This window comes from Bacillus yunxiaonensis (assembly GCF_037104695.1).
GTDB lineage: Bacteria > Bacillota > Bacilli > Bacillales > Bacillaceae_G > Bacillus_A > Bacillus_A yunxiaonensis.
Genome location: NZ_JBAWSV010000010.1, coordinates 14,754 through 36,800, shown reverse-complemented (window position 1 = coordinate 36,800; position 22,047 = coordinate 14,754). Strand labels below are relative to the sequence as shown.

Annotated in this window: 25 protein-coding genes and 1 pseudogene; 20 read left to right on the top strand and 6 right to left on the bottom strand. The window is 37.0% G+C overall.

The window, feature by feature from the left end; genetic code table 11:
• The first annotated feature begins 65 nt into the window (after positions 1 to 65).
• Positions 66 to 665: a TasA family protein gene (locus WAX78_RS21875; RefSeq protein WP_336484150.1), complete on the top strand. Its 600-nt coding sequence runs from the start codon at positions 66 to 68 to the stop codon at positions 663 to 665.
• Between the two features lie 81 nt (positions 666 to 746).
• On the opposite strand, the gene WAX78_RS21870 is transcribed toward WAX78_RS21875, so the two are convergent.
• The 3 genes from WAX78_RS21870 to WAX78_RS21860 form a co-directional block, all read right to left on the bottom strand.
• Complete coding sequence (locus tag WAX78_RS21870) at positions 747 to 1,892, bottom strand: glycosyltransferase family 4 protein (protein WP_336484148.1); 1,146 nt, start codon at positions 1,890 to 1,892, stop codon at positions 747 to 749.
• A 160-nt stretch (positions 1,893 to 2,052) separates the two neighbouring features.
• Positions 2,053 to 2,595: a phosphatase PAP2 family protein gene (locus tag WAX78_RS21865; RefSeq protein WP_336484147.1), complete on the bottom strand. Its 543-nt coding sequence runs from the start codon at positions 2,593 to 2,595 to the stop codon at positions 2,053 to 2,055.
• Between the two features lie 142 nt (positions 2,596 to 2,737).
• Positions 2,738 to 3,253: a gamma carbonic anhydrase gene (locus WAX78_RS21860; protein WP_336484146.1), complete on the bottom strand. Its 516-nt coding sequence runs from the start codon at positions 3,251 to 3,253 to the stop codon at positions 2,738 to 2,740.
• 74 nt (positions 3,254 to 3,327) lie between these two features.
• Between WAX78_RS21860 and WAX78_RS21855 the strand changes: the two genes are divergently transcribed.
• The gene (locus tag WAX78_RS21855; protein WP_336484145.1) at positions 3,328 to 4,119 is read left to right on the top strand and encodes an alpha/beta hydrolase; all 792 of its coding nucleotides are present in this window, start codon (positions 3,328 to 3,330) and stop codon (positions 4,117 to 4,119) included.
• Positions 4,120 to 4,186: 67 nt separating this feature from the next.
• Complete coding sequence (locus WAX78_RS21850) at positions 4,187 to 5,248, top strand: tetraprenyl-beta-curcumene synthase family protein (RefSeq protein WP_336484267.1); 1,062 nt, start codon at positions 4,187 to 4,189, stop codon at positions 5,246 to 5,248.
• Positions 5,249 to 5,301: 53 nt separating this feature from the next.
• Here the strand turns inward: WAX78_RS21850 and WAX78_RS21845 are convergent, their stop codons facing one another.
• The 3 genes from WAX78_RS21845 to mnmL form a co-directional block, all read right to left on the bottom strand.
• Positions 5,302 to 5,985 (bottom strand): aspartate/glutamate racemase family protein, encoded by a 684-nt coding sequence (locus tag WAX78_RS21845; protein WP_336484144.1) that lies wholly within the window; start codon positions 5,983 to 5,985, stop codon positions 5,302 to 5,304.
• Positions 5,986 to 6,149: 164 nt separating this feature from the next.
• The gene (gene mnmM / locus WAX78_RS21840) at positions 6,150 to 6,722 is read right to left on the bottom strand and encodes a tRNA 5-(aminomethyl)-2-thiouridylate-methyltransferase MnmM (RefSeq protein WP_336484143.1); all 573 of its coding nucleotides are present in this window, start codon (positions 6,720 to 6,722) and stop codon (positions 6,150 to 6,152) included.
• Positions 6,719 to 7,678 (bottom strand): tRNA modification radical SAM protein MnmL/YtqA, encoded by a 960-nt coding sequence (gene mnmL, locus WAX78_RS21835; RefSeq protein WP_336484142.1) that lies wholly within the window; start codon positions 7,676 to 7,678, stop codon positions 6,719 to 6,721. Before mnmL ends, mnmM begins: the two co-directional genes overlap by 4 nt.
• Positions 7,679 to 7,783: 105 nt before the next feature.
• Here mnmL and WAX78_RS21830 point away from each other — a divergent pair, with 105 nt between their 5' ends.
• The 17 genes and pseudogenes from WAX78_RS21830 (at position 7,784) to WAX78_RS21755 (ending at position 22,019) form a co-directional block, all read left to right on the top strand.
• Positions 7,784 to 8,047: a YtzC family protein gene (locus tag WAX78_RS21830; protein ID WP_336484140.1), complete on the top strand. Its 264-nt coding sequence runs from the start codon at positions 7,784 to 7,786 to the stop codon at positions 8,045 to 8,047.
• A gap of 17 nt (positions 8,048 to 8,064) precedes the next feature.
• A complete protein-coding gene (locus WAX78_RS21825) occupies positions 8,065 to 8,214 on the top strand; it encodes a hypothetical protein (RefSeq protein WP_003208774.1) in 150 nt (49 codons plus the stop codon).
• A gap of 246 nt (positions 8,215 to 8,460) precedes the next feature.
• Complete coding sequence (locus WAX78_RS21820) at positions 8,461 to 9,072, top strand: hypothetical protein (RefSeq protein WP_336484139.1); 612 nt, start codon at positions 8,461 to 8,463, stop codon at positions 9,070 to 9,072.
• 220 nt (positions 9,073 to 9,292) lie between these two features.
• Positions 9,293 to 9,985: a hypothetical protein gene (locus WAX78_RS21815; protein ID WP_336484138.1), complete on the top strand. Its 693-nt coding sequence runs from the start codon at positions 9,293 to 9,295 to the stop codon at positions 9,983 to 9,985.
• Positions 9,986 to 10,181: 196 nt separating this feature from the next.
• Complete coding sequence (locus tag WAX78_RS21810) at positions 10,182 to 10,943, top strand: ABC transporter ATP-binding protein (protein ID WP_336484137.1); 762 nt, start codon at positions 10,182 to 10,184, stop codon at positions 10,941 to 10,943.
• 16 nt (positions 10,944 to 10,959) lie between these two features.
• Positions 10,960 to 12,810, top strand: coding sequence for an ABC transporter permease (locus WAX78_RS21805; RefSeq protein WP_336484136.1), 1,851 nt, complete (start codon positions 10,960 to 10,962; stop codon positions 12,808 to 12,810).
• 298 nt (positions 12,811 to 13,108) lie between these two features.
• The gene (locus WAX78_RS21800) at positions 13,109 to 14,599 is read left to right on the top strand and encodes an FTR1 family iron permease (protein ID WP_336484135.1); all 1,491 of its coding nucleotides are present in this window, start codon (positions 13,109 to 13,111) and stop codon (positions 14,597 to 14,599) included.
• Between the two features lie 14 nt (positions 14,600 to 14,613).
• Positions 14,614 to 15,036, top strand: a complete 423-nt coding sequence (locus WAX78_RS21795; protein ID WP_336484133.1) for a hypothetical protein — start codon at positions 14,614 to 14,616, stop codon at positions 15,034 to 15,036.
• Positions 15,037 to 15,178: 142 nt separating this feature from the next.
• Complete coding sequence (locus tag WAX78_RS21790) at positions 15,179 to 15,436, top strand: SunI/YnzG family protein (protein ID WP_336484131.1); 258 nt, start codon at positions 15,179 to 15,181, stop codon at positions 15,434 to 15,436.
• Positions 15,437 to 15,686: 250 nt separating this feature from the next.
• Positions 15,687 to 16,148 (top strand): DUF2231 domain-containing protein, encoded by a 462-nt coding sequence (locus WAX78_RS21785; protein WP_336484130.1) that lies wholly within the window; start codon positions 15,687 to 15,689, stop codon positions 16,146 to 16,148.
• A gap of 138 nt (positions 16,149 to 16,286) precedes the next feature.
• A pseudogene (locus tag WAX78_RS25280) lies at positions 16,287 to 17,000 on the top strand (hypothetical protein); the annotation flags it as partial.
• Entirely contained in the window at positions 16,998 to 17,462 is a 465-nt protein-coding gene (locus WAX78_RS25275; RefSeq protein ID WP_413789225.1) for a hypothetical protein, read from the top strand. The pseudogene WAX78_RS25280 and the gene WAX78_RS25275, both read left to right, overlap by 3 nt.
• 169 nt (positions 17,463 to 17,631) lie before the next feature.
• Positions 17,632 to 18,159, top strand: a complete 528-nt coding sequence (locus tag WAX78_RS21775) for an isochorismatase family protein (RefSeq protein ID WP_336484128.1) — start codon at positions 17,632 to 17,634, stop codon at positions 18,157 to 18,159.
• A 287-nt stretch (positions 18,160 to 18,446) separates the two neighbouring features.
• Positions 18,447 to 18,965: an RNA polymerase sigma factor SigX gene (locus tag WAX78_RS21770; RefSeq protein WP_413789224.1), complete on the top strand. Its 519-nt coding sequence runs from the start codon at positions 18,447 to 18,449 to the stop codon at positions 18,963 to 18,965.
• A gap of 3 nt (positions 18,966 to 18,968) precedes the next feature.
• Positions 18,969 to 20,144, top strand: a complete 1,176-nt coding sequence (locus WAX78_RS21765; RefSeq protein ID WP_336484127.1) for an anti-sigma factor family protein — start codon at positions 18,969 to 18,971, stop codon at positions 20,142 to 20,144.
• A 65-nt stretch (positions 20,145 to 20,209) separates the two neighbouring features.
• Positions 20,210 to 21,175, top strand: a complete 966-nt coding sequence (locus WAX78_RS21760; RefSeq protein WP_336484125.1) for an ABC transporter ATP-binding protein — start codon at positions 20,210 to 20,212, stop codon at positions 21,173 to 21,175.
• A complete protein-coding gene (locus tag WAX78_RS21755; RefSeq protein WP_336484124.1) occupies positions 21,147 to 22,019 on the top strand; it encodes an ABC transporter permease subunit in 873 nt (290 codons plus the stop codon). Before WAX78_RS21760 ends, WAX78_RS21755 begins: the two co-directional genes overlap by 29 nt.
• The last annotated feature ends 28 nt before the right edge of the window (positions 22,020 to 22,047 follow it).

Here is a 22,047-nt window from a genome sequence, read left to right as displayed (position 1 = left end):
TACTTCATATGAACTTATTGGCTTTTAAAAAGTTTAAATATTATAAAATTAGGGGGAGTATTAAAATGAGTCTTAAGAAAAAACTTGGTATGGGTGTTGCATCTGCAGTTCTTGGTTTATCTTTAATTGGAGGCGGAACGTTTGCGTACTTCAGTGATAAAGAAGTATCAGCAAACACGTTTGCGGCGGGTACGTTAGATTTGAGCATTGATCCACAAGTTATCATCGATGTTGACAAAATCAAACCAGGTGACCAAGTGGAACGCGATTTCCACTTAATCAACAACGGCACTTTGAAAATTAAGGACGTCCATCTTCTTACAGACTACACTGTAACAGATGCAAAAGGTGATAACGGAAATGCTGATTTCGGTGATCACATTAAAGTGGAGTTTTTATGGAACATCGACAAGAACACAGTTCCTGTATGGGAAACTACTTTGTCTGAATTGAAAAAAGCTACTGCTGATGGTAATTTTCCTGATCTTGTACAAAAGGGTATTGTGAACTGGGAAGGAAACGGACTTGCTCCAGGTAATGATGACACTTTCTATGTGAAATTCACATTTGTAGATAATGGAGAGGATCAAAACGTATTCCAAGGAGATACATTGAAATTGAACTGGACGTTCGATGCGACTCAAACAAAGGGTAAAGACAAATAAATAAAAACACAAGATAAAGAGAGGTCATACTACGAAGTAGGACCTCTCTTCCTATATTTTGTACAATATAGAAGTTTCACTTTATGCCAGCATTTCCGCTTTTCGATTTTGAATGACATCTTCATAATGCATCACGAGGTCACTGAAAATTTCATCCCAGCTTTGTGTTAAAGCATAGTTTCTACCTTGTTGCCCCATGTATTCACGTTGCTCTTTCTGATCAAGTAATGTGTAAATAAAAGATAAAAAGGAGTTCGTTTGTTTCGGCTCACAAAGAAAGCCTGTTGTTCCGTGTGTAATAATATTTTTCACACCACCTGCGTTTGCGCCGATAACGGGTGTACCGCATGCAAGTGATTCTAAGACGACATTTCCGAATGTTTCTGTTGAAGAAGGGAATACCATAACATCTGAACAAGCATATGCTTCAGCTAACTCTTCTCCTTTTAAATATCCAGTAAATGTTACATTTTCTGTAATTGTTTCTTTTACTTCGTCAGCCAGAGGCCCGTCTCCGACGATTAGCCAATGAACATCATTTTTTCGTTCTTTCGTTGTTTTGTGGATTAATGCCAGCAATGTTTCGATGTCTTTTTCAGGGGCTAAACGTCCAACGTAAGAGAGGATATATGGCGATGTAATGTTATATTTTTTTCGAAATACGTCCTGATTATAATGAGGATGAAATAGATTGCAATCTACTCCGCGGCTCCATAAGTATAAGTCCTGGAAGCCTTTTTTCTGTAATTGATGCATCGTTTCAAACGAAGGGACAAACGTTTTTTGAAAGGAGCTATGAAACCATTTTAAATAGTTCCATAACATATTGGAGAAGAATTCAATTTTATAATATTGTAAATACGCATCAAAATCTGTGTGATAGGAACCGACAAGAGGGATGTTTAGTTTTTTTGCGTAATACATGCCGCAAAGCCCCATATTAAACGGTGTTGCAACATGGATAAGATCTGGTTGAAATTGAAAGAGTTCTTTTTTGATGTAACGTGGATTTGGAAATGCGAATCGGCACTCTGGATACAGTAGTTTAAGTGGAATACTTTTTATTTTATTGACGTTGGTAACGAAATTATCTTCGGCTGTATGCTGCGGCGCAAATACTGAGTAAGAGATATTTTGCTTTTGCAAATACTGTGTAAAGCGATCGAGTGTTTTCGCAACACCGTTCACTTGCGGTGTAAACGTATCTGTAAAGATGGCAATTTTCATCAAATTCCCTCCTTCTTCTCCATTAATGGGGAGTGATACCCCACCTCAAAGTGCAAAGAAAATAAAGAAAGTAGGTGGGGGATAACCGCCCCTAAGAGCCTGATTGCTGAGAGCTTTCCATCAGTGAGGATGAACTCCCCCCACCGATGGAAGTTTCGCCTTATATAAAAAGTGGAATGAATTGATAGTAAGAAATAATGCCGGTCATTGTTCCGAGGCACATGCCAACAAGTACATCAGATGGATAGTGCAAGCCGAGATAAATGCGTGAAACTCCCACGGTAATTGCTAGTGGAAGCAGCAAGAATGTCATACTTGGTTCATATAATAAAAAAGGAGTAATAACAGAAAAGATAGCAGTCGTGTGTCCTGATGGAAAAGAATGATCTACTAATGGATTTGTTGGATGCTTTGCATTAAGAATTGTTAAATAAGGTCGTTTTCTTGGATAAAACTTTTTTAGAATTTGCACAGGTATATGGCTAATCGCAAGGGAAATAGCACTTGCAATTGATGCATTGTGTAAAGATCCGGTTGTGAAAAAAAGTAAGAATAGAACGAGAGAAATCGTAACGGTAGCACCGCCCATATGTGTAATGGTGCGAAAAAAGATGTTTAATGTTTTGCGCTCAAAATAGCGATTAATTCCTTTGAAGATGTAGCACTCTATTTTATATAAGGAGCTGATGGATCTAGTTTTCATCAAAATTCTCCTCCTCACTACATATATATTTGAAGATTTACTTTTATTTTAATAAGATTTTATTGAGGGAATACTAAGATTTTGTAAAGAAAAGGTAGAGATTTGCAAAGAAAAAGCTGCCTGTATAGTGGCAGCTAAAAAATCATTTTGTTTGTAAGCTTTTATAATATTGCCCTTTTTCTACGTATTCACGACGGATGCGAGCCATATCTTTACGGTCTTCATCAGTTAACTCACGTATAACTTTTGCAGGGCGGCCGAATGCAAGTGTATTTGGCGGGATTTTCTTTCCTTGTGGTACTAAACTGCCGGCACCAATAAATGCACCTTCACCAATTTCAGCTCCGTCTAAAATAATAGACCCCATGCCGATTAACGCATCTTTTTTCACTGTACAGCTATGTAAAATAACTTGATGTCCAATTGTGACATCATCTTCTAAAATAAGCGGGTATGCGGGGCTTTGATGAAGTGTACATTGATCTTGTACATTGACCCGGTCTCCGATAATGGTTGGAGAAACATCTCCGCGAATGACAGTGTTAAACCAAATGCTTGATTCTTCACCAATTGTGACATCGCCTGTAATTGTGACATAGTCAGCGATAAATGCGCTATTAGCGATTTTCGGGTTTTTGTCTTTGTAAGGATAAATCATATAAGTAATCTTCCTCTCCTAGAAACTAATATTAGTGTAGCAAATTATGAAAGAGAGTGAAACGGAGGAGTTTTATGTGGAATTATGAAGCAGAAGAGGCGAAAGCTGTTATAGTTATGGTACACGGTGCGATGGAGCATCATGGCCGTTACGAAGCACTTGCAGAAATGTGGCGGTATATTGGTTTTCATGTGGTAATGGGTGATTTACCAGCGCACGGAACAACTTCAAGAAATAGAGGACATATTACTTCATTTGATGAATACATAGAAGAAGTAAAGGCATGGATCAAAGAAGCGAGAAAATATTACTTGCCTATTTTCCTATATGGGCATAGTATGGGAGGCTTAACGGTCATTCGTGTGCTGCAAGAAACGAAAATGGATGTGCAAGGAGTAATTTTAACTTCACCGTGTTTAGGGGTTGTATTAAGGCCTAAAGCACCGCTTCAGACTATTATAAAAGTGCTGAATGTTGTTGCGCCGAAAATGCAGTTTCATTCGAATATTACAGTTGAAATGGCAACACGCAATCATGAAGCTCGTGATGCGATGGAAAATGATTCATTGTTCTTGCGCAAAGTATCAGTTCGTTGGTATAGTGAGTTAATTAAAGCTGTAGAAGTCGCCCATGAAAAACGCGATGAATTTCCAGATGTACCACTCTTGCTAATGCAGGCGTGTGAGGATAAACTTGTAGATAAAACACGTGTCCGCAAATGGTTTGATAATCTGAAAATTAGTGATAAAGCATACAAGGAATGGCCGAATTGTTATCATGAGCTATTTAATGAGTATGAAAAAGATGACGTTTTCGCATATGCAAAATCATTTGTAGAAACACATTTAATTCAGAAAGAAAAATAAACAGATGAAATTTGTAATACATTTTGAACATGTTTAACCATATTCATTAGAGGAGATGAAGAAAGAAGTGACAGTACCAAGTAACCCCATAACGCTCATGGCGAAAGTATACCGAGATGTGTTTCCGGTCGTACACCATGAGCTCGCAAAGTGGAAAGAACGCGCCTATCATATTCCGAATGATGAACTTCATAATCAAGCATTAGCGAGTATTGAGCATAAAACGTTTCACTGTGAGGGTGGCGGAATTTTAGCGCTGCTTGCCCATGAACATCGTGAAGAATGTATTCGATTTATTGTAGCGTATCAAACGATTAGTGATTACTTGGATAATTTATGTGACCGCAGCACATCGCTTGATCCGAATGATTTTGCGGCGCTGCATGAATCGATGCTTGCGGCGTTAACGCCAGGAAGTGAAGGAAGCAATTATTATCGTTACCGTGATGATCAAGATGATGGCGGTTATTTAGATGAACTTGTAGAAACGTGTCAGGACGTGCTTACAAAAACGAAGCATTATAACAAGATTGCACCAATTCTTCATGAGCTTGCTTGTTATTATTGTGATTTGCAAATTCATAAACATGTAAAGCTAGAAGAGAGAGAAGAGCGTTTAAAAACGTGGTTTGCAGCGCATAGTGAAAAAGTCCCGCCAATGAGCTGGTTTGAATTTTCCGCATGTGCAGGCTCAACGCTTGGTATTTTCTGTCTTGTCGCGTATGCGTTCCACGATGAATTAGCAGACGAAGATATTATGAAAATTAAGCAAGGATATTTTCCGTATGTACAAGGATTACACATTTTACTTGATTATTTCATTGACCAAGAAGAGGACCGTATTGGCGGAGATTTAAATTTCTGTAGTTATTATGAGAATAAAGAAGCAACTCTTGAGAGATTGAAACATTTTGTAATAGAAGCGGAAAAAAGTTTGGAACAAATCCCGCATATGAAATTTCACCGCCTCATTAGCCGCGGATTACTAGGTATATATTTATCAGACCAAAAAGTGTCGCAGCAAAAAGAAATGCAGCAGATGGCGCGGCGCATTGTAAAATATGGAGGTCTTACTTCGCGCTTTTTCTATTGGAATGGGAAGATGTATCGAAAGAAAATAGCGCAGTGATGCAAAAAGCCGCTCTTTATACTGTTGTATAAAGAGCGGCTTTTTTACTTCTATCATGCATTTTGATCAGATAAATACTTGTTTACAATAGCCTTGGCAAGACATGTAGAGGAATCTATAAAGTGAAGATTATTGTGTTTTGTCTCTAATACGACATTCAAATCTGTACATGCTATGACAACAGCGTCAACCATTTCAGCTAATTCTGAGCATAGTTTACTCCACAATTTGCTTGCTTCGTTTATTTGTCCTATTTTTATTTTAGATATGATTTGATTTATATTAGTTTGCCAGCTATCTTTTTGAATATAATCTATATCACGCTTTAAAAAGCCTGCTTGATATATACCAGACTGAACAGTAGCATCAGTTGCTAAAAGAGCAACTTTGTTAGTGTGATGAGGTATTTCTTTTAGCGTTTCATCCACCATATTTAATAGTGGAATGGAAAGTGAATTCTGCAGCTGATCAAAATAAAGATGTGCTGTATTACATGGCATCGCAATAAAATCAACACCAGTACTTTCAAGCTTTTGTGCGCCATTTATAATAGCTCTTTCCATATCAGTATGATCAATAGTTCTATCGATATAGAAAGGTGTTGGACATGAATAAATCATCATATGAGGAAAGTCCATGTCATCTTTCGCACCGTAAATTTTTTGGCATTGTTTTACTACGTTATCAACGAATGGTCCTGTAGATTTTGGCCCCATACCTGCTAGTATTCCAATCATAGTTGTTCATCCCCTTTGTAGACTTTAAATCTTACTCCGGGTGTAGAAATTCTTGTTTTGAGTCGGATAATCCTTCTTTTGGCATGTAATAAAAAATACGCGCACGCTGCACGTATTTTTGTAGGTGTATTTGTGTCGAAGCACCGATATATGGACGAGGTGCCTTATCGTTTTTCAATTGCGATAATAAACGGCGGGTTATTTTGTTGATTCATAAATTCGTACTTCAGTACATGCGCTTCTTTTTGATCGAGCTCTTGCGCAAATTTCACAACAGCATCACGTTCGACTTGTCCTTCTGGATGTCCATGATAAATAACGAGAACGATGATGCCTTCAGGTGCCATTACTTCTAATAGTTGCTGTATGGCAGAAAGAGTTGAGTTAGGTTTTGTGACGATGTTTTTGTCACCGCCAGGAAGGTAGCCTAAGTTAAAGATGGCTCCTGTCACTTTTCCTTTTGCATCTTCTGGTAGTACGGCTGTTAATGTATCGTGACTATCATGAATAAGAACAGCGCGCTCAGTCAGTTCTTTTTCTTGTAGACGCGCGGTTGAATTTGTGATTGCTTCTTCTTGAATATCGAAGCCAAATACTTTTCCGTTCTCTCCAACAAGTTCTGCTAAAAAACAAGCGTCATGACCGTTGCCAAGCGTTGCATCAACGGCATAATCTCCTTCTTTCACAGCTCGCTCTAGCAGTGTGCGAGCAAAAGGTAAAATGCGTTCTAATTTCATACTTCCTTCACCTCATTTGCATATTTGCCTTGCCAACTGCCACGGCGTACAAATTCAGCATCAATTGCATTTAATACTTCCCATTTATTTAAGCTCCACATCGGACCGATCATTAAATTTGGTGGACCGTCACCTGTGATGCGGTGCACAATGACATCTGATGGAATGATTTCAAGTTGATCAACAACAAGGTTTACGTAATTTTCAAGAGAAAGGAATTCTAATTGTCCTTTTTCATATTGTTTTACCATCGGTGTTCCCTTCAATAAATGAAGCAAATGAATTTTAATTCCTTGAATATCAAGCTTTGCGACTTCGCGCGCTGTTTCCATCATCATGTCATAGTCCTCAAGCGGGAGGCCGTTAATGATATGTGAACATACGTTAATGTTATGCTTACGAAGTTTATTTACACCCTCTACATAAGATGGATAATCATGAGCACGGTTAATAAGAAGTGCTGTACGTTCATGCACGGTTTGTAAGCCAAGCTCAACCCAAAGGTAAGTCCGTTTATTTAAGTCCGCTAAATATTCGACAACATCGTCTGGTAAGCAGTCTGGACGAGTTGCGATTGATAAACCGACAACACCTTCTTCTTTTAAAAGAGGTTCAAATTTTTCTTTTAACACTTCAACAGGAGCGTGTGTATTCGTATAAGCTTGGAAATACGCAATACATTTTCCATCTTTCCATTTTGTATGCATTTTCTCTTTCATTTCATGATATTGCTTCACAACATCATCACGGCGGTCACCAGCAAAATCGCCAGAACCAGCCGCACTGCAAAATGTACAGCCGCCGTATGCGACTGTGCCATCACGGTTTGGACAATCGAAGCCAGCATCTAAGGAAACCTTAAAGATTTTCTCGCCAAAATGTCCGCGCAGGTGATAGTTCCATGTATGATAACGTTTATTGTCATTTGAATATGGGAAAGGATTTTGAGCTTTCATGTTATTCCTCCTCAATGATATGAGCAAAAATCATTATAACATACTCATAAGGTTCAGATGGAAGGGATAGACTAATGGAGAAATGAAAGGCAAGGAGGAAACATGATGGCAGAGCGTTACGCAATTGAACGATGCATCAATGAAGCAGAACAAGCGATGGAATACGCAAAACAACAACTAGAATGTGGTATGAGACAAGAACATTACAATAAGATGAATTATTCAGATGCACAGCTCCAATTGGAAAAAGCTTATACAGAAATCGAAACAATGGAGCACTTTGCAACTGCTGAGCAGCGCGATCAGTTATATCGTGCTCGTCTTGCGGTGCAACAGCTACGGCATCAAATGATCACTACACCGCATTAATAAGGAGTGAAAGATAAATGGCAAAACGTTCTGATCAAAATAACCCAGAACAAAAAACGCAAAATGGACATAATGCTGAGTTTTCAAATGAATTAGATCCAGTGGTACAAGCGAAGCAAAGAAATCGTAAAAAAGGACAACCACAAAAATCAAAGCAATCAGAGTAAGCCAGGTCGAAGTATGACCTGGTTTTATTTTTTATCCCGCATTAACGTGGAGTAAGCCCCTCACTTCAAGATTCAGAGAGAAACGAGGAAGGTAGGTGAGGGTAGTTCAATGCACCTTGTATTGTGTCAGAACTCCTATTATTTTTTTGTACGTTTTAAAAGTTAAGGAAAAGTTAAGGAAAAGTTAAGGAACCTGTCCGATAATACTGCTTGTAAGGTCATTACGTATTTTAGGAGGAATTTCAAATGAAACTAAGATCAAGTTTGATTGCACCTATTTTAGCAGCAACTATATTGACTCCAGCAGCAGGAAGTGCAGTAGTGAATCATTCCAATACATCTAACAAATCAGCTACACATGAAACAGCAGAGCATCACCATAAAGGTAACCATGAGAAGGAGCTTACGAATATCATTAATCAATACGCTTCTTCTGATTTGAAAACGAAACTTACACAAGATTTAGCAACACATAAAAATTTAGAGCAACAACTGCACAAAACAGCTGGTTTCCAAAAACAAGAGGCACAAGAGAAAACGCAACGAAAAGCTTTTTACGAAGCTCATAAACAAGAAATTGATTCTATTAAACAACAAGTAAAAGATGGAAAATTAACAAAAGAACAAGAGCATAAGCAATTAGAAGCGATATTTGGAAAACACGAAGATAAAGATCATGATAAAGATAAAGGTAAAGGTAAGGGTAAAGAACAAGGCGAACGTGGTATTCAAAAAGAATTGAAAGCGGCTGTTCAAAAGAAAGACACAACAGCTATTAATGCTGCATTAGAAAAATTTGATCAACAATTACAAAATTCTAATCAGAAATTACAACAAGAAATTAATGCTAACAAATAAGATGAATTTGAACAAAAAGGCGGCTGATCTTAGCTGCCTTTTTGTGTTGCAGCTCATAACACAGAAAAAACAAAGCTCTCGTAAGGAGAGCATATCGTTGTTAGAGTGGTTTTTATGTTCAGTATGGTAATATATAGTATATTTGATGTAGAGAGAAATGTTGACATGCTTGAGGTTTTTATACAACACGACAGGAAAAAATAAAGGGGAGGAAATAGAGATGAAAAATACTATGGAGACAAGAGCTAATCATGCACGGGAGAAACTCAATGTATTTGGAAGTAAATCTTTTTCACAACCAGTTATTGCCGAAAGTGTCCGTGTGAAAGGCGTTGCATCTTTTAAAAAGGATGTACAGACTAATGAATTTAGTATAATCGGGGACTGTACAATTCGGGGAAGTTTAGTTGCTGAAAGTTTTAGCAATTCTGGTACATGCAAGATTGAAGGGGTATCTCAAATTAACGAAATAAAAAACACCGGTAGTTGTAAGTTAGGAAAAATACAGGCAAAACATATACACTCATCGGGTACTTTATCGATAAAGGAAGATGTGTGTGCCGAAACACTTACAGTGCAAGGGGCTGTTCGAGTAAATGGAAATCTACAAGTAAAAAAGATTGAAATAGGATTTATAGCACCTAGTGAATTGCAAAATGTTGAAGGGGATATAATCACGTTAGCACCCTCTCGTAAATTTATATCTCTTACAAGTTTCATTCCAGGCATTAAGAAAAGAATTGCTTGTAAAACGATAAAAGGAAACGACATCACTTTAAGTAAAACAGATGTATCAATTGTGTCTGGCCGTCATATAAAAATCGGTCCAGACTGCAATGTGGATGAAGTTGAATATAGCGGTACATTACATGTAGATCCAAGTGCAAGTGTTGGAAAGATCACACAGTTGTAATGTAACTTTATTACGTGAAATAAAAATATATATCTTAAAATAATAAACGGCTCCATATGCTACGTGTTTACATGTAACATATGGAGCCGTTTATTTATCTTACAAAAATGTAAGTTAAATGTAAGTTTAATCAATGGCAGAGGACGTCCAAAAAGAGCAAAATAGGAGCTGGGAAACAAAGTACAGGAGGGTTTATATGAAAACACCAGTTGTTGACGTAAAAAATGTTCAAAAAGTATACGGTAAAAAAGGTGAGAGCCAATCACATGCATTAAAAGGCGTATCATTCTCCATTCAAGAGGGTGAATTTGTTGGGATTATGGGGCCATCTGGTTCTGGTAAAACCACTTTATTAAATGTCATTTCAACGTTAGATAAAGCTACGGATGGCATTGTTGAAATTGCAGGTACGGATATTACGAAAATGAAGCAAGGGGAGCTATCTGATTTCCGTTCACAAAAACTAGGATTCATTTTCCAGGACTTTAATTTACTAGAAAATCTATCAATCTATGAAAATATTGCCCTGCCACTTTCTCTACAAGGCGTTCCTTCTAAAAAGATTGGTCCAAAAGTAGAAAAAGTAGCGGAAATGTTAGGGATTTCAGCAATTCTTCAAAAATATCCTTCAGAAGTTTCTGGCGGACAAAAGCAGCGTTCAGCAGCAGCGCGTGCGCTTGTACATGAACCAGCAATTATTTTAGGGGATGAGCCAACAGGAGCGCTTGATTCGAAAAACGCAACAAGCCTTTTAGATGCGATGACAAACTTAAATGAAGAACAAGGTGTTTCGATTATGATGGTTACACATGACCCGTATAGTGCAAGTTATTGCCGACGCATTTTATTTATTCAAGACGGAGAGTTATATAAAGAAATTCACCGCGAAGGTACACGTGAAGAATTCTATAAAGAAATTTTAGATGTGCTTGCTGATTTAGGCACACAAAAAGCATAAGAAAGGAGGTTCAGGCATGTTATTTAAGCTTTCTATGTCAGGGCTGAAAAGTAAGTTAAAAGACTATATCGTTTTACTTGTCGGCCTTGTTATGTCAATTTCTATTTTTTATATGTTTCAAACGCTTGCAATGAATAAAGCGTTTCTTGAATCGAATTCTGTTATTGCAGCAATTGGGTTTGTCTTTCAAGCGGGTTCATTTTTATTAGCCATTATAACGTTCTTCTATATTTTATATGCAAACTCTTTCTTATTATCTTTGCGTCAAAAAGAATTTGGTATGTATATGATGTTAGGGGCAAAAAAACATAAGATTACATTGCTTATGTTTATAGAAACAATCGTAATAGGAGTAGCGTCTCTTGTAATCGGGATTGCAGTCGGTGTCGGGCTGGCGCAAGGAGTTGGGCAGCTGCTTATGAAGCAGCTTGAGTTTACTGCAGGTGGTTATCATGGATTTTATGTTCCATCGATGACTGTTACGGGTATTTTCTTCTTTGCATTATTTGTGTTATCAGCAATTATGAATAGTATTAAACTATCACGTATTTCAGTATTGCAGCTTGTGCATGCAGATGCGCAAACAGAGCGAGTTGCTGTAAAAGGAAAAATGACTGTTGTTGTCGCATTTCTTGCGATTATTTTATTAGCAATCGGCTATGCTTCTATGATTTATATGGACAAGTTACAACAATTTGGTATCATCATTGCGCTCATTACAATAACATCAGGAACGTATATGTTATTTGCTTCTGTTCTTCCGCTTATTATTAAAAAGCTGAAAAGTAATAAAAAACGAAGCGAAAAAGGGCTTAACGCATTTACATTTGCACAGCTAAACTTCCGTATTAACAGTTTAACGAGGGTACTAGCAACTGTAGCGATGTTAGTAGCACTTGGGGCAGGTGCCATTTCTGGCGGTATGGCTTTTAAAAATAATGTAATGCTTACTGTAGATGGTTTTGCGATTTATGATACAGCCATTCATAATCCAACAGCAGAACAGAAGAAAATTTTAGACGGTATTACATTCAATGAGAAAAACGAGTATCGTTATAAAGTTGATGATAAATATGTTTACTATTTAAAAGAGGATTTAGAAAAAAATCGCCCGTTAGTACATGAAGGTAAAGGGAAAGAAGGCTTTGGTAAATTTAAACGTGTTTCGGGAGAGCTTCCTGTAGGTGCTATTTCTAGCTATGGTCAAGAAAAAGCAGAACAAGCAGTGGCAATTCCAGAAGAATGGGACGAGGCTTTAAGAAATATTCAGCCATTCTACCTATACCGTGATCACACTATGAAAATTGTTGATCAAAAGATGTACAATGAAGTGCAAGGAAAAGAAGGAATTGCCTTCATTGGAAAAACAGATAATTTTATAGCACATAAAGATGAATGGAAAAAACTTGATGAATTGGAGTTAGCGAAATATAAAGATATAAAAGCTGATGATTTATCAACGAAATATGCGATGTATACAGGGTTTTACAGCATTGCGAGCGGAACCGTATTTATGGGCTTCTTCCTAGGAATTGCTTTCTTAGCAATGATGGCAAGTTGTTTAATGTTTAAGATCCTTTCTGGTGCATCAAAAGATATTACACGTTATAACATGCTTCGTAAAATCGGCGTGCGCCGTGAGCTATTAACGAAGTCCATTTATAAAGAGTTATTCTTAGTATTCTTATTCCCGGCAATTGTGGGAATTGTACACGTGTTAATTGGGATGAAAATGTTCGGTTTTATTTTACTTGATCCGTACTTCCGCATTTGGCTTCCACTTGTCATTTTCATAGTCATTTATGCGATTTATTATTTCATTACCGTTCAATTGTATAAAGGGATTGTTCTTCCGAAAGAAGAATAGAATTTTAAAAATACCGAGCAATGTATGCTCGGTATTTTTTTTATGTTATAAAACATGATTATGGTAAATCTGGGGGCTTATGGTTACTAAATAAACACTCTAATTGCGTATTTTAAATAGAAATATTTTTCTTTAATCATGTGGTAATTTTATGCAGAGGATAAATGCAAAGAATATAATTGACATTCGAAATATAAAACCCTATAATTTTGTTAGCGATTTAAATGATAATGATTTTCAGTATTGATTAAATTGTATTTAATGGAAAATTGTTGATATATAGAAATGAGGGGTTAGCATGAGGTGGAAAGTACATACCTTTTTACTAATAGTGTTATTAGGTTTTGTGAGTTTGCCATTCCGTGGGTTTGCTGCAACAGCGGCAGATGATTTAGGAAAAGCAAATAAACCGGTTATACAAGCACTTCAGCTTGTACAACAAGGAGATATAGATGGAGCTTCCAAACAATATGAAGCCTTTAGGTCGACATGGCTTTCCATTGAAGAGGGAATCAAAAAACAATCTTCAGAAGCATATCGCGATATTGAAGATGCAATGGGGCAGGTGCAATTTGCGTTTGCTCAGCAACCAGCAAATAAAGAAAAAGTAGAGACAGCACTTCAAAAACTAAAGGACGTAAACGATAAATTTATTGCCGGTAAGTTCGCTGCTACATCTACTCAAAAAGACGAGGGAAATACAAAAAAAGCGGACGTGGCTAGTTTGATTACCCTTTTAGATGATTCACTTTCCAAAATTGATAAACATGACATTGAAGGAGCGAAAAAGGATATTGAGACATTCCGTTCCTCATGGTTGGATGTAGAGGGCGTAGTGTTGACACAGTCCTCCAAAATATACGGAGATGCTGAGCGTGATATGGTTACTTCGTATGCTATGCTTGCTTCCGATTCTCCTGATATAGCAGGGGCTAAGCGAACAATTGAAGACATGCGGAATTACTTAGCACCGCTTGTTCAGAAGACGAGCTACAACATGTTAGATGCAACTACTATTCTGTTACGAGAAGGATTGGAAGGGCTATTGGTCGTTGTAGCGTTGCTTGGCTTCTTGAAAAAGGCTGGACATGAAGAAAAGAGCAAATGGATTTGGATTGGTGTTGGAACAGGGCTTGGCGTTAGTATCATTCTTGGTGTGATTGTGAATATGCTCTTCTCCGCAGGGGCATTTGGGAGTAATAACTTTCTCATTGCTGGATGGACGGGAATATTTGCTGCGGTGATGCTGATGTACATGAGTTATTGGCTTCATAGTAAATCCAGTATCGCGGAGTGGCAACGGTATATTCGTACCCAAAGTACAAAAGCATTGGATACAGGAAGTCTATGGTCATTAGCAATCCTGTCATTCCTTGCAGTATTTCGTGAAGGAACAGAAACTGTATTGTTTTTCATTGGTATGGCATCTTCCATTAAAATATCAAGTCTGCTAATAGGCATTGCGCTTGGAGCTTTTATACTCATCATCCTATCGTATTTAATTTTAAAGGTAGGCTTGAAAATTCCGATGCGTCCATTTTTCTTAGTTTCAAGTATTCTCATGTTTTACTTATGCTTTAAATTCACAGGAATGGGTATTCATGGCTTGCAACTTGCTGGATTATTGCCGGCTACGCACCTTTCAATCCCAACTATAGACTTTTTCGCGATTTATCCATCATGGGAAAGTACCATCCCACAAGTAATTCTTCTTGCTGTTGCAGTAATACTTGCAGTACGGAATAAGAAAAAAGATAAAAAATTAGAACCACAACAAAAACAGGCATAATAGGAGGAAACAATATGAAATCTCGTAAATTAATTTTACCGGTTATAGTAGCAACTTCTCTAGCATTAGGGGCTTGCGGAGCGCAAGGAGAAAAGAAAGCCGAAAGTACGAAAACTACGGAGCAGGCGTCTGAGAAAAAAACAGTCTCTATTGCTGATGGGGCAACTAGCATGAAAAAAACAGTGAGCGATTTGAAAGCTCAATTACAAGCAAATGATGCTGCCAAAGTAAAAGGTGATGCAGAACAACTAGAGAAAACATGGCAAACATTTGAAGATTCAGTAAAAGAAAAGAATGCTGATTTATATGAAAAACTAGAAACACCGCTTCACACAATCGAAGCAGGTGCAAAGGTCCAACCGCTTGATGTACAAACTTTAAATAAAGCAGCGGAAGATTTAGATACTGTGTTAACTGAAGTAGGAAAACTAAAATAAGAATACAAAAAAAGCATCTTATCGAATAAGGTGCTTTTTTTATTGCAAAAGAGAGGGGTGGAAATAAAAACATGTAATGATAAATAAAGGAATTTTACTTATAATGAAATTGAAAAGAAATTAACAGGAAGGTTCTGATTATATGTTTACGGCGGGGATTGATGTTACAAAAACGGAAAAAGAATTAATTATTAAGTGGCAACTTGCAACAGTCAATATTCCATTGGAAGAAATTATTGAAATTACCGAAGATGATACTTACGGTGGCGAAAAGGCTGATGCAATTCGAATAGGTACACCATACGGTACAACGAATCGGATTTTAATTAAAACGAAAAAACAAAATTACATATTGTTTATGAGTCATACTCCTAACATTTTAAAAGAAATATATTCCTGAAAAACAAAAAGGGTTCTCGATACTCAGTCGGGGACCCTTTTTGTTTGATATGCAAGTAATAGCTTTAGCTGTTAAAACTTAGCTTGATGGCAATGTGGTGAGGTACTAAAGAGAAGACCATTTTGATCAGTTGATTCATTATGGTTAAAATAGCTATTTTCGTTAAGAATATGAATTGTATTTTTAAAGAAATTTTAAAAATTAAATAATAGAATTCTTGATATACATTTTTTCTAGAGGAGGAAAAAAGATGTTTCAGGAAGTGTTTTCTCATATTCACCCCATCATGGTGCATTTTCCTATTGTGTTAATTATTATGGCTACATGTTACGATTTATTTTGGATTATCACGCACCGTGAGCTTTCGCCTAGAAAAGGTTATTGGCTATGGATGCTTGCTTTTATTTTTGCTTGGATTGCGGTTGGCACAGGTCCAGAAGAGGATGCAAGAGGAAATACGAATATTTTCGAGTATCATCAAAACTTAGCAGATTTTACTACTATATTGGCGTTTCTTGTAGTTGCTTTTCGTACATTCTTTATTATTAAAAAAAAGGAATTTCAAAGGTCTATACTGGTTGTGTATTGTTTGCTTTCAGTAATATGTTCTGCTGCTATCCTTTCTGTAGGGTATTTCGGCGGAAAAATGGTTTATGATCAGGGAGTGGGCGTAAAAGTGAACGATAAATATGTAAACCCTCCAAAACCGTGAAATTTTCATCATAGTAATTAAGTAATGCCGGCTGTTTCGCATTGGATTGATGCAACACGTATAGAGCATTAAATAGATAGCAATGGCGTAACAGTTTAAAATTCATACTAAAAAACTAGGGCACATTCGATACAATAAATGTGCCCTAGTTTTTTTATTTTACCTATCAATTGTATAAAGGAATTATTCTTCTCGAAAGAAGAGTGTTCAAGAAAATTTGGAACAAAGTTTTATAAAAAACATATATGGAAATTATTGCATGATAAAATGGTAAGGAAGAGGGAGGGGAAAGAAATGAAAATAAAATTAGTAGCATTTATGTTAGGGTTAGCTATGTTCGCAAATATAGCAAGTGTGTTTGCGGCTGAGAATGGAATGTCATGGAAACAAGAAAATGGAAAGTGGTATTTGTATAACGGAAGTGGACAAAAAGCATCGGGATGGCAGTTTATAAATGGTTCATGGTATTACTTAGATCCAAATGGCGCTATGCAAACAGGGTGGAAGCATCTCAATGGAAAATGGTACTACTTAGAGAATAGCGGTGCGATGAAAACAGGCTGGAAACAATTAAATGGACAATGGTATTACTTAAATGCAGACGGCTCTATGGCAACAGGTTGGAAACAAGTAAACGGACAATGGTATTACTTAAATGTAGACGGCTCTATGGAAACAGGCTGGAAACAAGTGAATGGACAATGGTATTACTTAAATGAAGATGGATCTATGCAAACAGGATGGAAGCAAGTGGATTGGAAATGGTACTACTTAAATGCAGACGGTTCTATGGCAACAGGCTGGAAACAAGTAAACGGACAATGGTATTACTTAAATCCAAATGGATCTATGCTAACAGGTTTTAAAACAATTAACGGAAAAGACTATTATTTTGACTCAAGCGGTGCAATGAAGTCAGAAGCTGTAGACATAAAACGTACTTTACAAACTGCTTTAAATGAAGGGAAATTAGGACCTTTTGGATTTGATGTGATTGGAAAAGATTTCTCCGAAGTTAAAAGAGAATTTGGTGCACCGGACGAATGGTGGGAAGCTGGTTGTACAGAATGCGATTCACCTAATACTGCAATTTATCATGGTTACGGTCTTGATATGTTTCCTACAGAAGTTAGCAGAGTCTGGATGCCGGTCAATGTATCCATAAGAGAATTAAAAGAATGGCTCGGTGAATCAGATGGCATAGAAGCAGGTATGGAGGGGGAGGCCCTTGCATATCATCGTGCAAACTATTCCTTGTATGCATACTTTTATAATGGTTTTGTTGAGCGCGTTGATCTGTATAAAGCAGAATAGCTAAAGATAATAAGTAGGGGACTTGCATAGTTGCCTACTTATTTTATTGGATTCAATATGTTTTTTCGTACTGAGCTTATTTTAGGTTAAGGAGTCACTTTTGAAGTGTAGAACTCTTTTTGAATGAAATGTTATAATTGTAAAGAAACAAATAGGATGTGAAAAGATAATGAAGCAAGCTTTAGTTGTTATTGACATGCAAGAGATCTTTTTTAATGAACCGCAAAATTTTTTGTACGACAAGGAACAGGTAGTTGCAAATATAAACGAATTAATCACAAAAGCTCATGAGACAAATATCCCAGTTATTTTCATTCAACATACAGGTACAGAGGAAACAGATGAAATGTTTGAAGGGAAAGATGAGTGGCAATTACATAAGGGGCTAGTGAAAACTTCCTCAGATAAAGTTATTCAAAAAACAAAATGGGATTCATTCTATCAAACAGAACTATTAAACTACTTAAAAGAGAAAGAAATTGAGCAAATTATTTTTGCGGGAGCGCAAACAGAATTTTGCTTAGATACTACAATTCGTGCTGCTTATAGCTTAGGTTATCAAAATAACATTCTTTATAAAAATACTCATAGTACGATAACGAGTACAGTATTAGAAGCACAAACTATTATTAAACATCACGAGAACATTTGGCATAATCGATTTCTAAAGATTGAAGAATTAGATACAGTACTATGAATAAAAGCTAGGAAAAGATTCATTTGTTTTATTGAATTTTTTCCTAGCTTTTTCTTTGTTAACGAGTGGTATGTATAGTTAAAAAAACAAAAATTAGCATAGCAACAAGCTATGGATTATTGCCAATATCAAATTTGTTCTTTTTCTTATTAGTAAACTAGGCTGAACCGTTACAAGAAAATATTTTTTATTTTTTTGTCACAAATCGCTAATTTGCGGTTTCTTTATAGTGAAAGCGGCTAATAAGGAGGAAGAAACGAGTGGAGGTGAATGCTTCATTGCTAAATATGTATGAACAAGATTCAGTTTCAAATATACAGTTTCAAGATGTATTTAAACAATATTATGCTCACGTTGTTAGACAAATTATGCGGATTGTGCGAGATCAAGTCATTGCTGAAGATTTAGCGCAAGAAGTATTTTTGCAATTATATCATACAGAATGGAAACAGATTGAAAGTTTATCAGCATGGCTTGCAAAGGCATCCATTTATGCAGCATATAACTATTTGCGATCTGAAAAAAGGTATCAAGCAAGAATCGAAAAAGAAGCCAATAATAAACAGTCAATTAGCAGTCCGTCATCGGAAGAACAATGTATTCAAAAAGAAGAAATTACTCGTGTACAAAGTACATTAAAAGAAATGGATGAGCGGGAACGTACCCTCTTATTAATGAAGTTTTCTGGGTTTCAATACAAAGAAATCGCGGAGGCTACTCATATGGAAGTATCCTCGGTTGGAACACTGCTAGCACGAGCGAAAGCAAAATTCCGGAAAATGTATAGAGGGATGAAGGAGGAGTAACAAATGAAATGCCAAGATATTGGATTTATTCAGGCGTATTTAGATGGAGAGTTAAACCGCGATGAAAGAAAGCAATATATTCAGCATCTTGATCAATGTAAAGCATGTCAAAAGACGTTAGAAGAAGTAAGCAAACTTAATCAATGGGAACAAGTGATATTGGATGATGAGTTCGCAAACTTTAGTCAAGAGATTGATATCGATGTTGATAAAGCTTGGGAAACCTTTGAACAAAATATACAAAAACATAAAATTGAAGAAACAAACAGTGAAGAAAGTAAAAAGAAGGGAAGATGGCATAATATGAAGAAATCATCTAAACGTTGGATTACTGCAGCAGCAGCGGCGGCAGTTGTGTGTGTGTCTTTAACAGTTCCAGAAGTACGAGCAGGAGCAAGCAGCTTGTTATCGATTTTTCGAGTAAAGGATGTGCAGCTCGTTCAACTTACAGAATCGGACTTACATGAAATTGAAGGATGGATCTCTAATATGGAAGAAGGAGAAAAGTCCATTAAAGGAATTGGGAAAATAGGAATCAAAGATAATGGAATCAAAAAAGATGCTCATTTTCAGTCAGAGCAGCAAGCAAGAGAGGCGGGATATGCTGTTCCAAAAGTGCCAAATGGATATCGTGTAATGAGTGTGGATGCGAACCCGTCATTTATTATGCAATTTGAACTTGATACAGAAAAGGCAAATAAATTGTTGAAGCAATTACAAAGCAATACTCAGTTTGAAAGTGCTTTGAATGGCAAGCAGTTTTCGATCACAGTTCCGGAATCAGTACGTACACAAATAGAGGCTGAGGGCAATCGAACATCAAGCATTTTTTCTTATAATGTAATTGATGCACCAAAAATTTCTGTTCCAGAAGGCGTAGATGTTACGAAATTACAAAAAACAGTTTTAGAGCTTCCGATTATTCCTGGGAATGTGAAAACACAACTTGCAGGTATTCAAGATTGGACACATACATTGCCGATTCCTTATGTAGCAAAAGATGCAAAATCATCAGAGACAAAGGTTCAAGGAGTAAAGGCCGTTTTATATAATACAGATTATGAAAACGTGCTTATTTGGGAGAAAGATGGGAAATTGCATATGATGGAGCAACATAAAGAGCAGGGGAAAGATATGAATGCAAGTGATCTCATTAAACTTGCAAATGAATTAAAATAATGATTGAACAAGAGCGGCTCCGCAAAAAGGGGCGGCTCTGTTCCTGTATGGGGCGGAGGTAAAACATGAACGAAGACTGGATTATTCAAACGAAGAACTTAACAAAACAATATAACGGAAAAGGCGGTATCCGCAACATTTCATTAGAGGTGCCGCGCGGTACTGTATTCGGATTTATAGGTCCTAACGGTGCCGGAAAAAGTACGTTTGTACGAACGATGCTTGGCTTACTTCATCCGGATTCTGGAACGGCGCAGATGTTAGGACAACCGATTGGGACAATTGAATCCAAACGACGCATTGGCTATTTACCTGAGCTCTTTCGCTACCCTGATTGGTTGACAGGATGGCAGTTACTTGAAACGCATGCAAAATTATGCGATCTTCCTTTTCGGGAGCGGAAAGCAAAAATGAATGAGGTTATTGAAAAAGTTGGCCTAAAGGGAAGAGAAAAAGAAAAAATTCGCGGTTATTCAAAAGGAATGCAGCAGCGTATCGGACTTGCTTGTGCTCTGCTTTCTGATCCAGAATTGATTTTTTTAGATGAGCCAACATCCGCGCTTGATCCAATCGGGCGAAAAGAAGTACGTCATTTAATGGAAGAGCTTCGTGAACAAGGGAAGACAGTATTTCTAAACAGCCATCTATTAAATGAAATTGAACATCTATGTGATCACGTGGCGATTATTAATAAGGGAGAGTTAATTGTACAAGGAGATTGGCGCTCATTGGTGATGATTCAAACGGAAGTTGAAGTAACACTTGGTGAAAAGAGCGAATTATTTTTTAAACAACTGCCTTCGTTTATTAAAAATGTAAGGAAGATAGAAGAACAGCAAAATCGTAAACGTTGGATTATAACGCTGCAACAAGAGGACGACATTCCTAGATTGTTAGAAGCACTTGTATCACTACACATTCCTGTGTATCAGCTAAATCCAGTTCACCCGCATTTGGAAGATGTGTTTATGTACTGGGTAAATAAGAAAGAGGGGACGCAGCATGTGGACAATCGCCAAGTTATCATTTAAAGAAATCCTGTTAAAGCGTATTTTTACTATTACATTATGTATGACTTTTGCCTTTTTAATATTTTATGGAGTGGCCATTCATTACGCCGTCAGTGAAATCATTCCAGGAGAATCTAGCGGTCTTTCGACAGCTCAAGATTTTATGAGCAAGAGTTTCTTTTCTACACAACTTCTTGGCATTGGTTTATATTTTTCTTCGTTTATTACGGCGTTGTTAGCTATTTTAAGTAGTGTCGGCAGTATTGCCAATGAAATTGAAAGTCATCAAATTGATACATGGTTAACGAGACCGATTTCACGCTTCTCATTTTTAATGGGGAAATGGATCGGCTTATGTTGCTTACTAATTGCGTACGCAGCTTTTCTATTTATAAGTATCGTGCTCATCCATCAAACAATGGGAGGCACCGCGTTTCATTTAGACTTCACGGCCGCACAGATTATAAAAGCATTGGCTCTTTTCTTGCTGCAGCCTGTCATTTTAATTAGCATAGCGATATTACTAAGCACGCGTATGGCGACATTAAATGCTGGTATTGTGTTAATTATTTTATACGGAACTGGATTTATTGGCGGATTTGTTGAACAAATCGGTACATTGGTACACAAAACAGCACTTGTGAACATGGGCATAATTGCAAGCCTTTTATTCCCAATTGATACTATGTATCGTAAAATGACAATCTATTTATTTGATACAGGAGACAATCCTTTATCAATAGCCTCACAAGGATTGTTCGGGAGTGTTTCTACACCAAGTAACACGATGATTGTTTATGCTGTTTTATACGTGTTAGTAGCTATTTTTATAGCGATTCGTACATTTAAATCACGTGATTTATAGGGGAGAGCCTAAACCGATTGGCTAAAAT

What these genes read in the sequence shown, in the direction of transcription:
- WAX78_RS21875 (WP_336484150.1), top strand. Translation starts at nt 66, where the DNA reads ATGAGTCTTAAGAAAAAACTTGGTATGGGTGTTGCATCTGCAGTTCTT.
- WAX78_RS21870 (WP_336484148.1), bottom strand. Translation starts at nt 1,892, where the DNA reads ATGAAAATTGCCATCTTTACAGATACGTTTACACCGCAAGTGAACGGT.
- WAX78_RS21865 (WP_336484147.1), bottom strand. Translation starts at nt 2,595, where the DNA reads ATGAAAACTAGATCCATCAGCTCCTTATATAAAATAGAGTGCTACATC.
- WAX78_RS21860 (WP_336484146.1), bottom strand. Translation starts at nt 3,253, where the DNA reads ATGATTTATCCTTACAAAGACAAAAACCCGAAAATCGCTAATAGCGCA.
- WAX78_RS21855 (WP_336484145.1), top strand. Translation starts at nt 3,328, where the DNA reads ATGTGGAATTATGAAGCAGAAGAGGCGAAAGCTGTTATAGTTATGGTA.
- WAX78_RS21845 (WP_336484144.1), bottom strand. Translation starts at nt 5,985, where the DNA reads ATGATTGGAATACTAGCAGGTATGGGGCCAAAATCTACAGGACCATTC.
- mnmM (WP_336484143.1), bottom strand. Translation starts at nt 6,722, where the DNA reads ATGAAATTAGAACGCATTTTACCTTTTGCTCGCACACTGCTAGAGCGA.
- mnmL (WP_336484142.1), bottom strand. Translation starts at nt 7,678, where the DNA reads ATGAAAGCTCAAAATCCTTTCCCATATTCAAATGACAATAAACGTTAT.
- WAX78_RS21830 (WP_336484140.1), top strand. Translation starts at nt 7,784, where the DNA reads ATGGCAGAGCGTTACGCAATTGAACGATGCATCAATGAAGCAGAACAA.
- WAX78_RS21825 (WP_003208774.1), top strand. Translation starts at nt 8,065, where the DNA reads ATGGCAAAACGTTCTGATCAAAATAACCCAGAACAAAAAACGCAAAAT.
- WAX78_RS21820 (WP_336484139.1), top strand. Translation starts at nt 8,461, where the DNA reads ATGAAACTAAGATCAAGTTTGATTGCACCTATTTTAGCAGCAACTATA.
- WAX78_RS21815 (WP_336484138.1), top strand. Translation starts at nt 9,293, where the DNA reads ATGAAAAATACTATGGAGACAAGAGCTAATCATGCACGGGAGAAACTC.
- WAX78_RS21810 (WP_336484137.1), top strand. Translation starts at nt 10,182, where the DNA reads ATGAAAACACCAGTTGTTGACGTAAAAAATGTTCAAAAAGTATACGGT.
- WAX78_RS21805 (WP_336484136.1), top strand. Translation starts at nt 10,960, where the DNA reads ATGTTATTTAAGCTTTCTATGTCAGGGCTGAAAAGTAAGTTAAAAGAC.
- WAX78_RS21800 (WP_336484135.1), top strand. Translation starts at nt 13,109, where the DNA reads ATGAGGTGGAAAGTACATACCTTTTTACTAATAGTGTTATTAGGTTTT.
- WAX78_RS21795 (WP_336484133.1), top strand. Translation starts at nt 14,614, where the DNA reads ATGAAATCTCGTAAATTAATTTTACCGGTTATAGTAGCAACTTCTCTA.
- WAX78_RS21790 (WP_336484131.1), top strand. Translation starts at nt 15,179, where the DNA reads ATGTTTACGGCGGGGATTGATGTTACAAAAACGGAAAAAGAATTAATT.
- WAX78_RS21785 (WP_336484130.1), top strand. Translation starts at nt 15,687, where the DNA reads ATGTTTCAGGAAGTGTTTTCTCATATTCACCCCATCATGGTGCATTTT.
- WAX78_RS25275 (WP_413789225.1), top strand. Translation starts at nt 16,998, where the DNA reads ATGCTAACAGGTTTTAAAACAATTAACGGAAAAGACTATTATTTTGAC.
- WAX78_RS21775 (WP_336484128.1), top strand. Translation starts at nt 17,632, where the DNA reads ATGAAGCAAGCTTTAGTTGTTATTGACATGCAAGAGATCTTTTTTAAT.
- WAX78_RS21770 (WP_413789224.1), top strand. Translation starts at nt 18,447, where the DNA reads ATGTATGAACAAGATTCAGTTTCAAATATACAGTTTCAAGATGTATTT.
- WAX78_RS21765 (WP_336484127.1), top strand. Translation starts at nt 18,969, where the DNA reads ATGAAATGCCAAGATATTGGATTTATTCAGGCGTATTTAGATGGAGAG.
- WAX78_RS21760 (WP_336484125.1), top strand. Translation starts at nt 20,210, where the DNA reads ATGAACGAAGACTGGATTATTCAAACGAAGAACTTAACAAAACAATAT.
- WAX78_RS21755 (WP_336484124.1), top strand. Translation starts at nt 21,147, where the DNA reads ATGTGGACAATCGCCAAGTTATCATTTAAAGAAATCCTGTTAAAGCGT.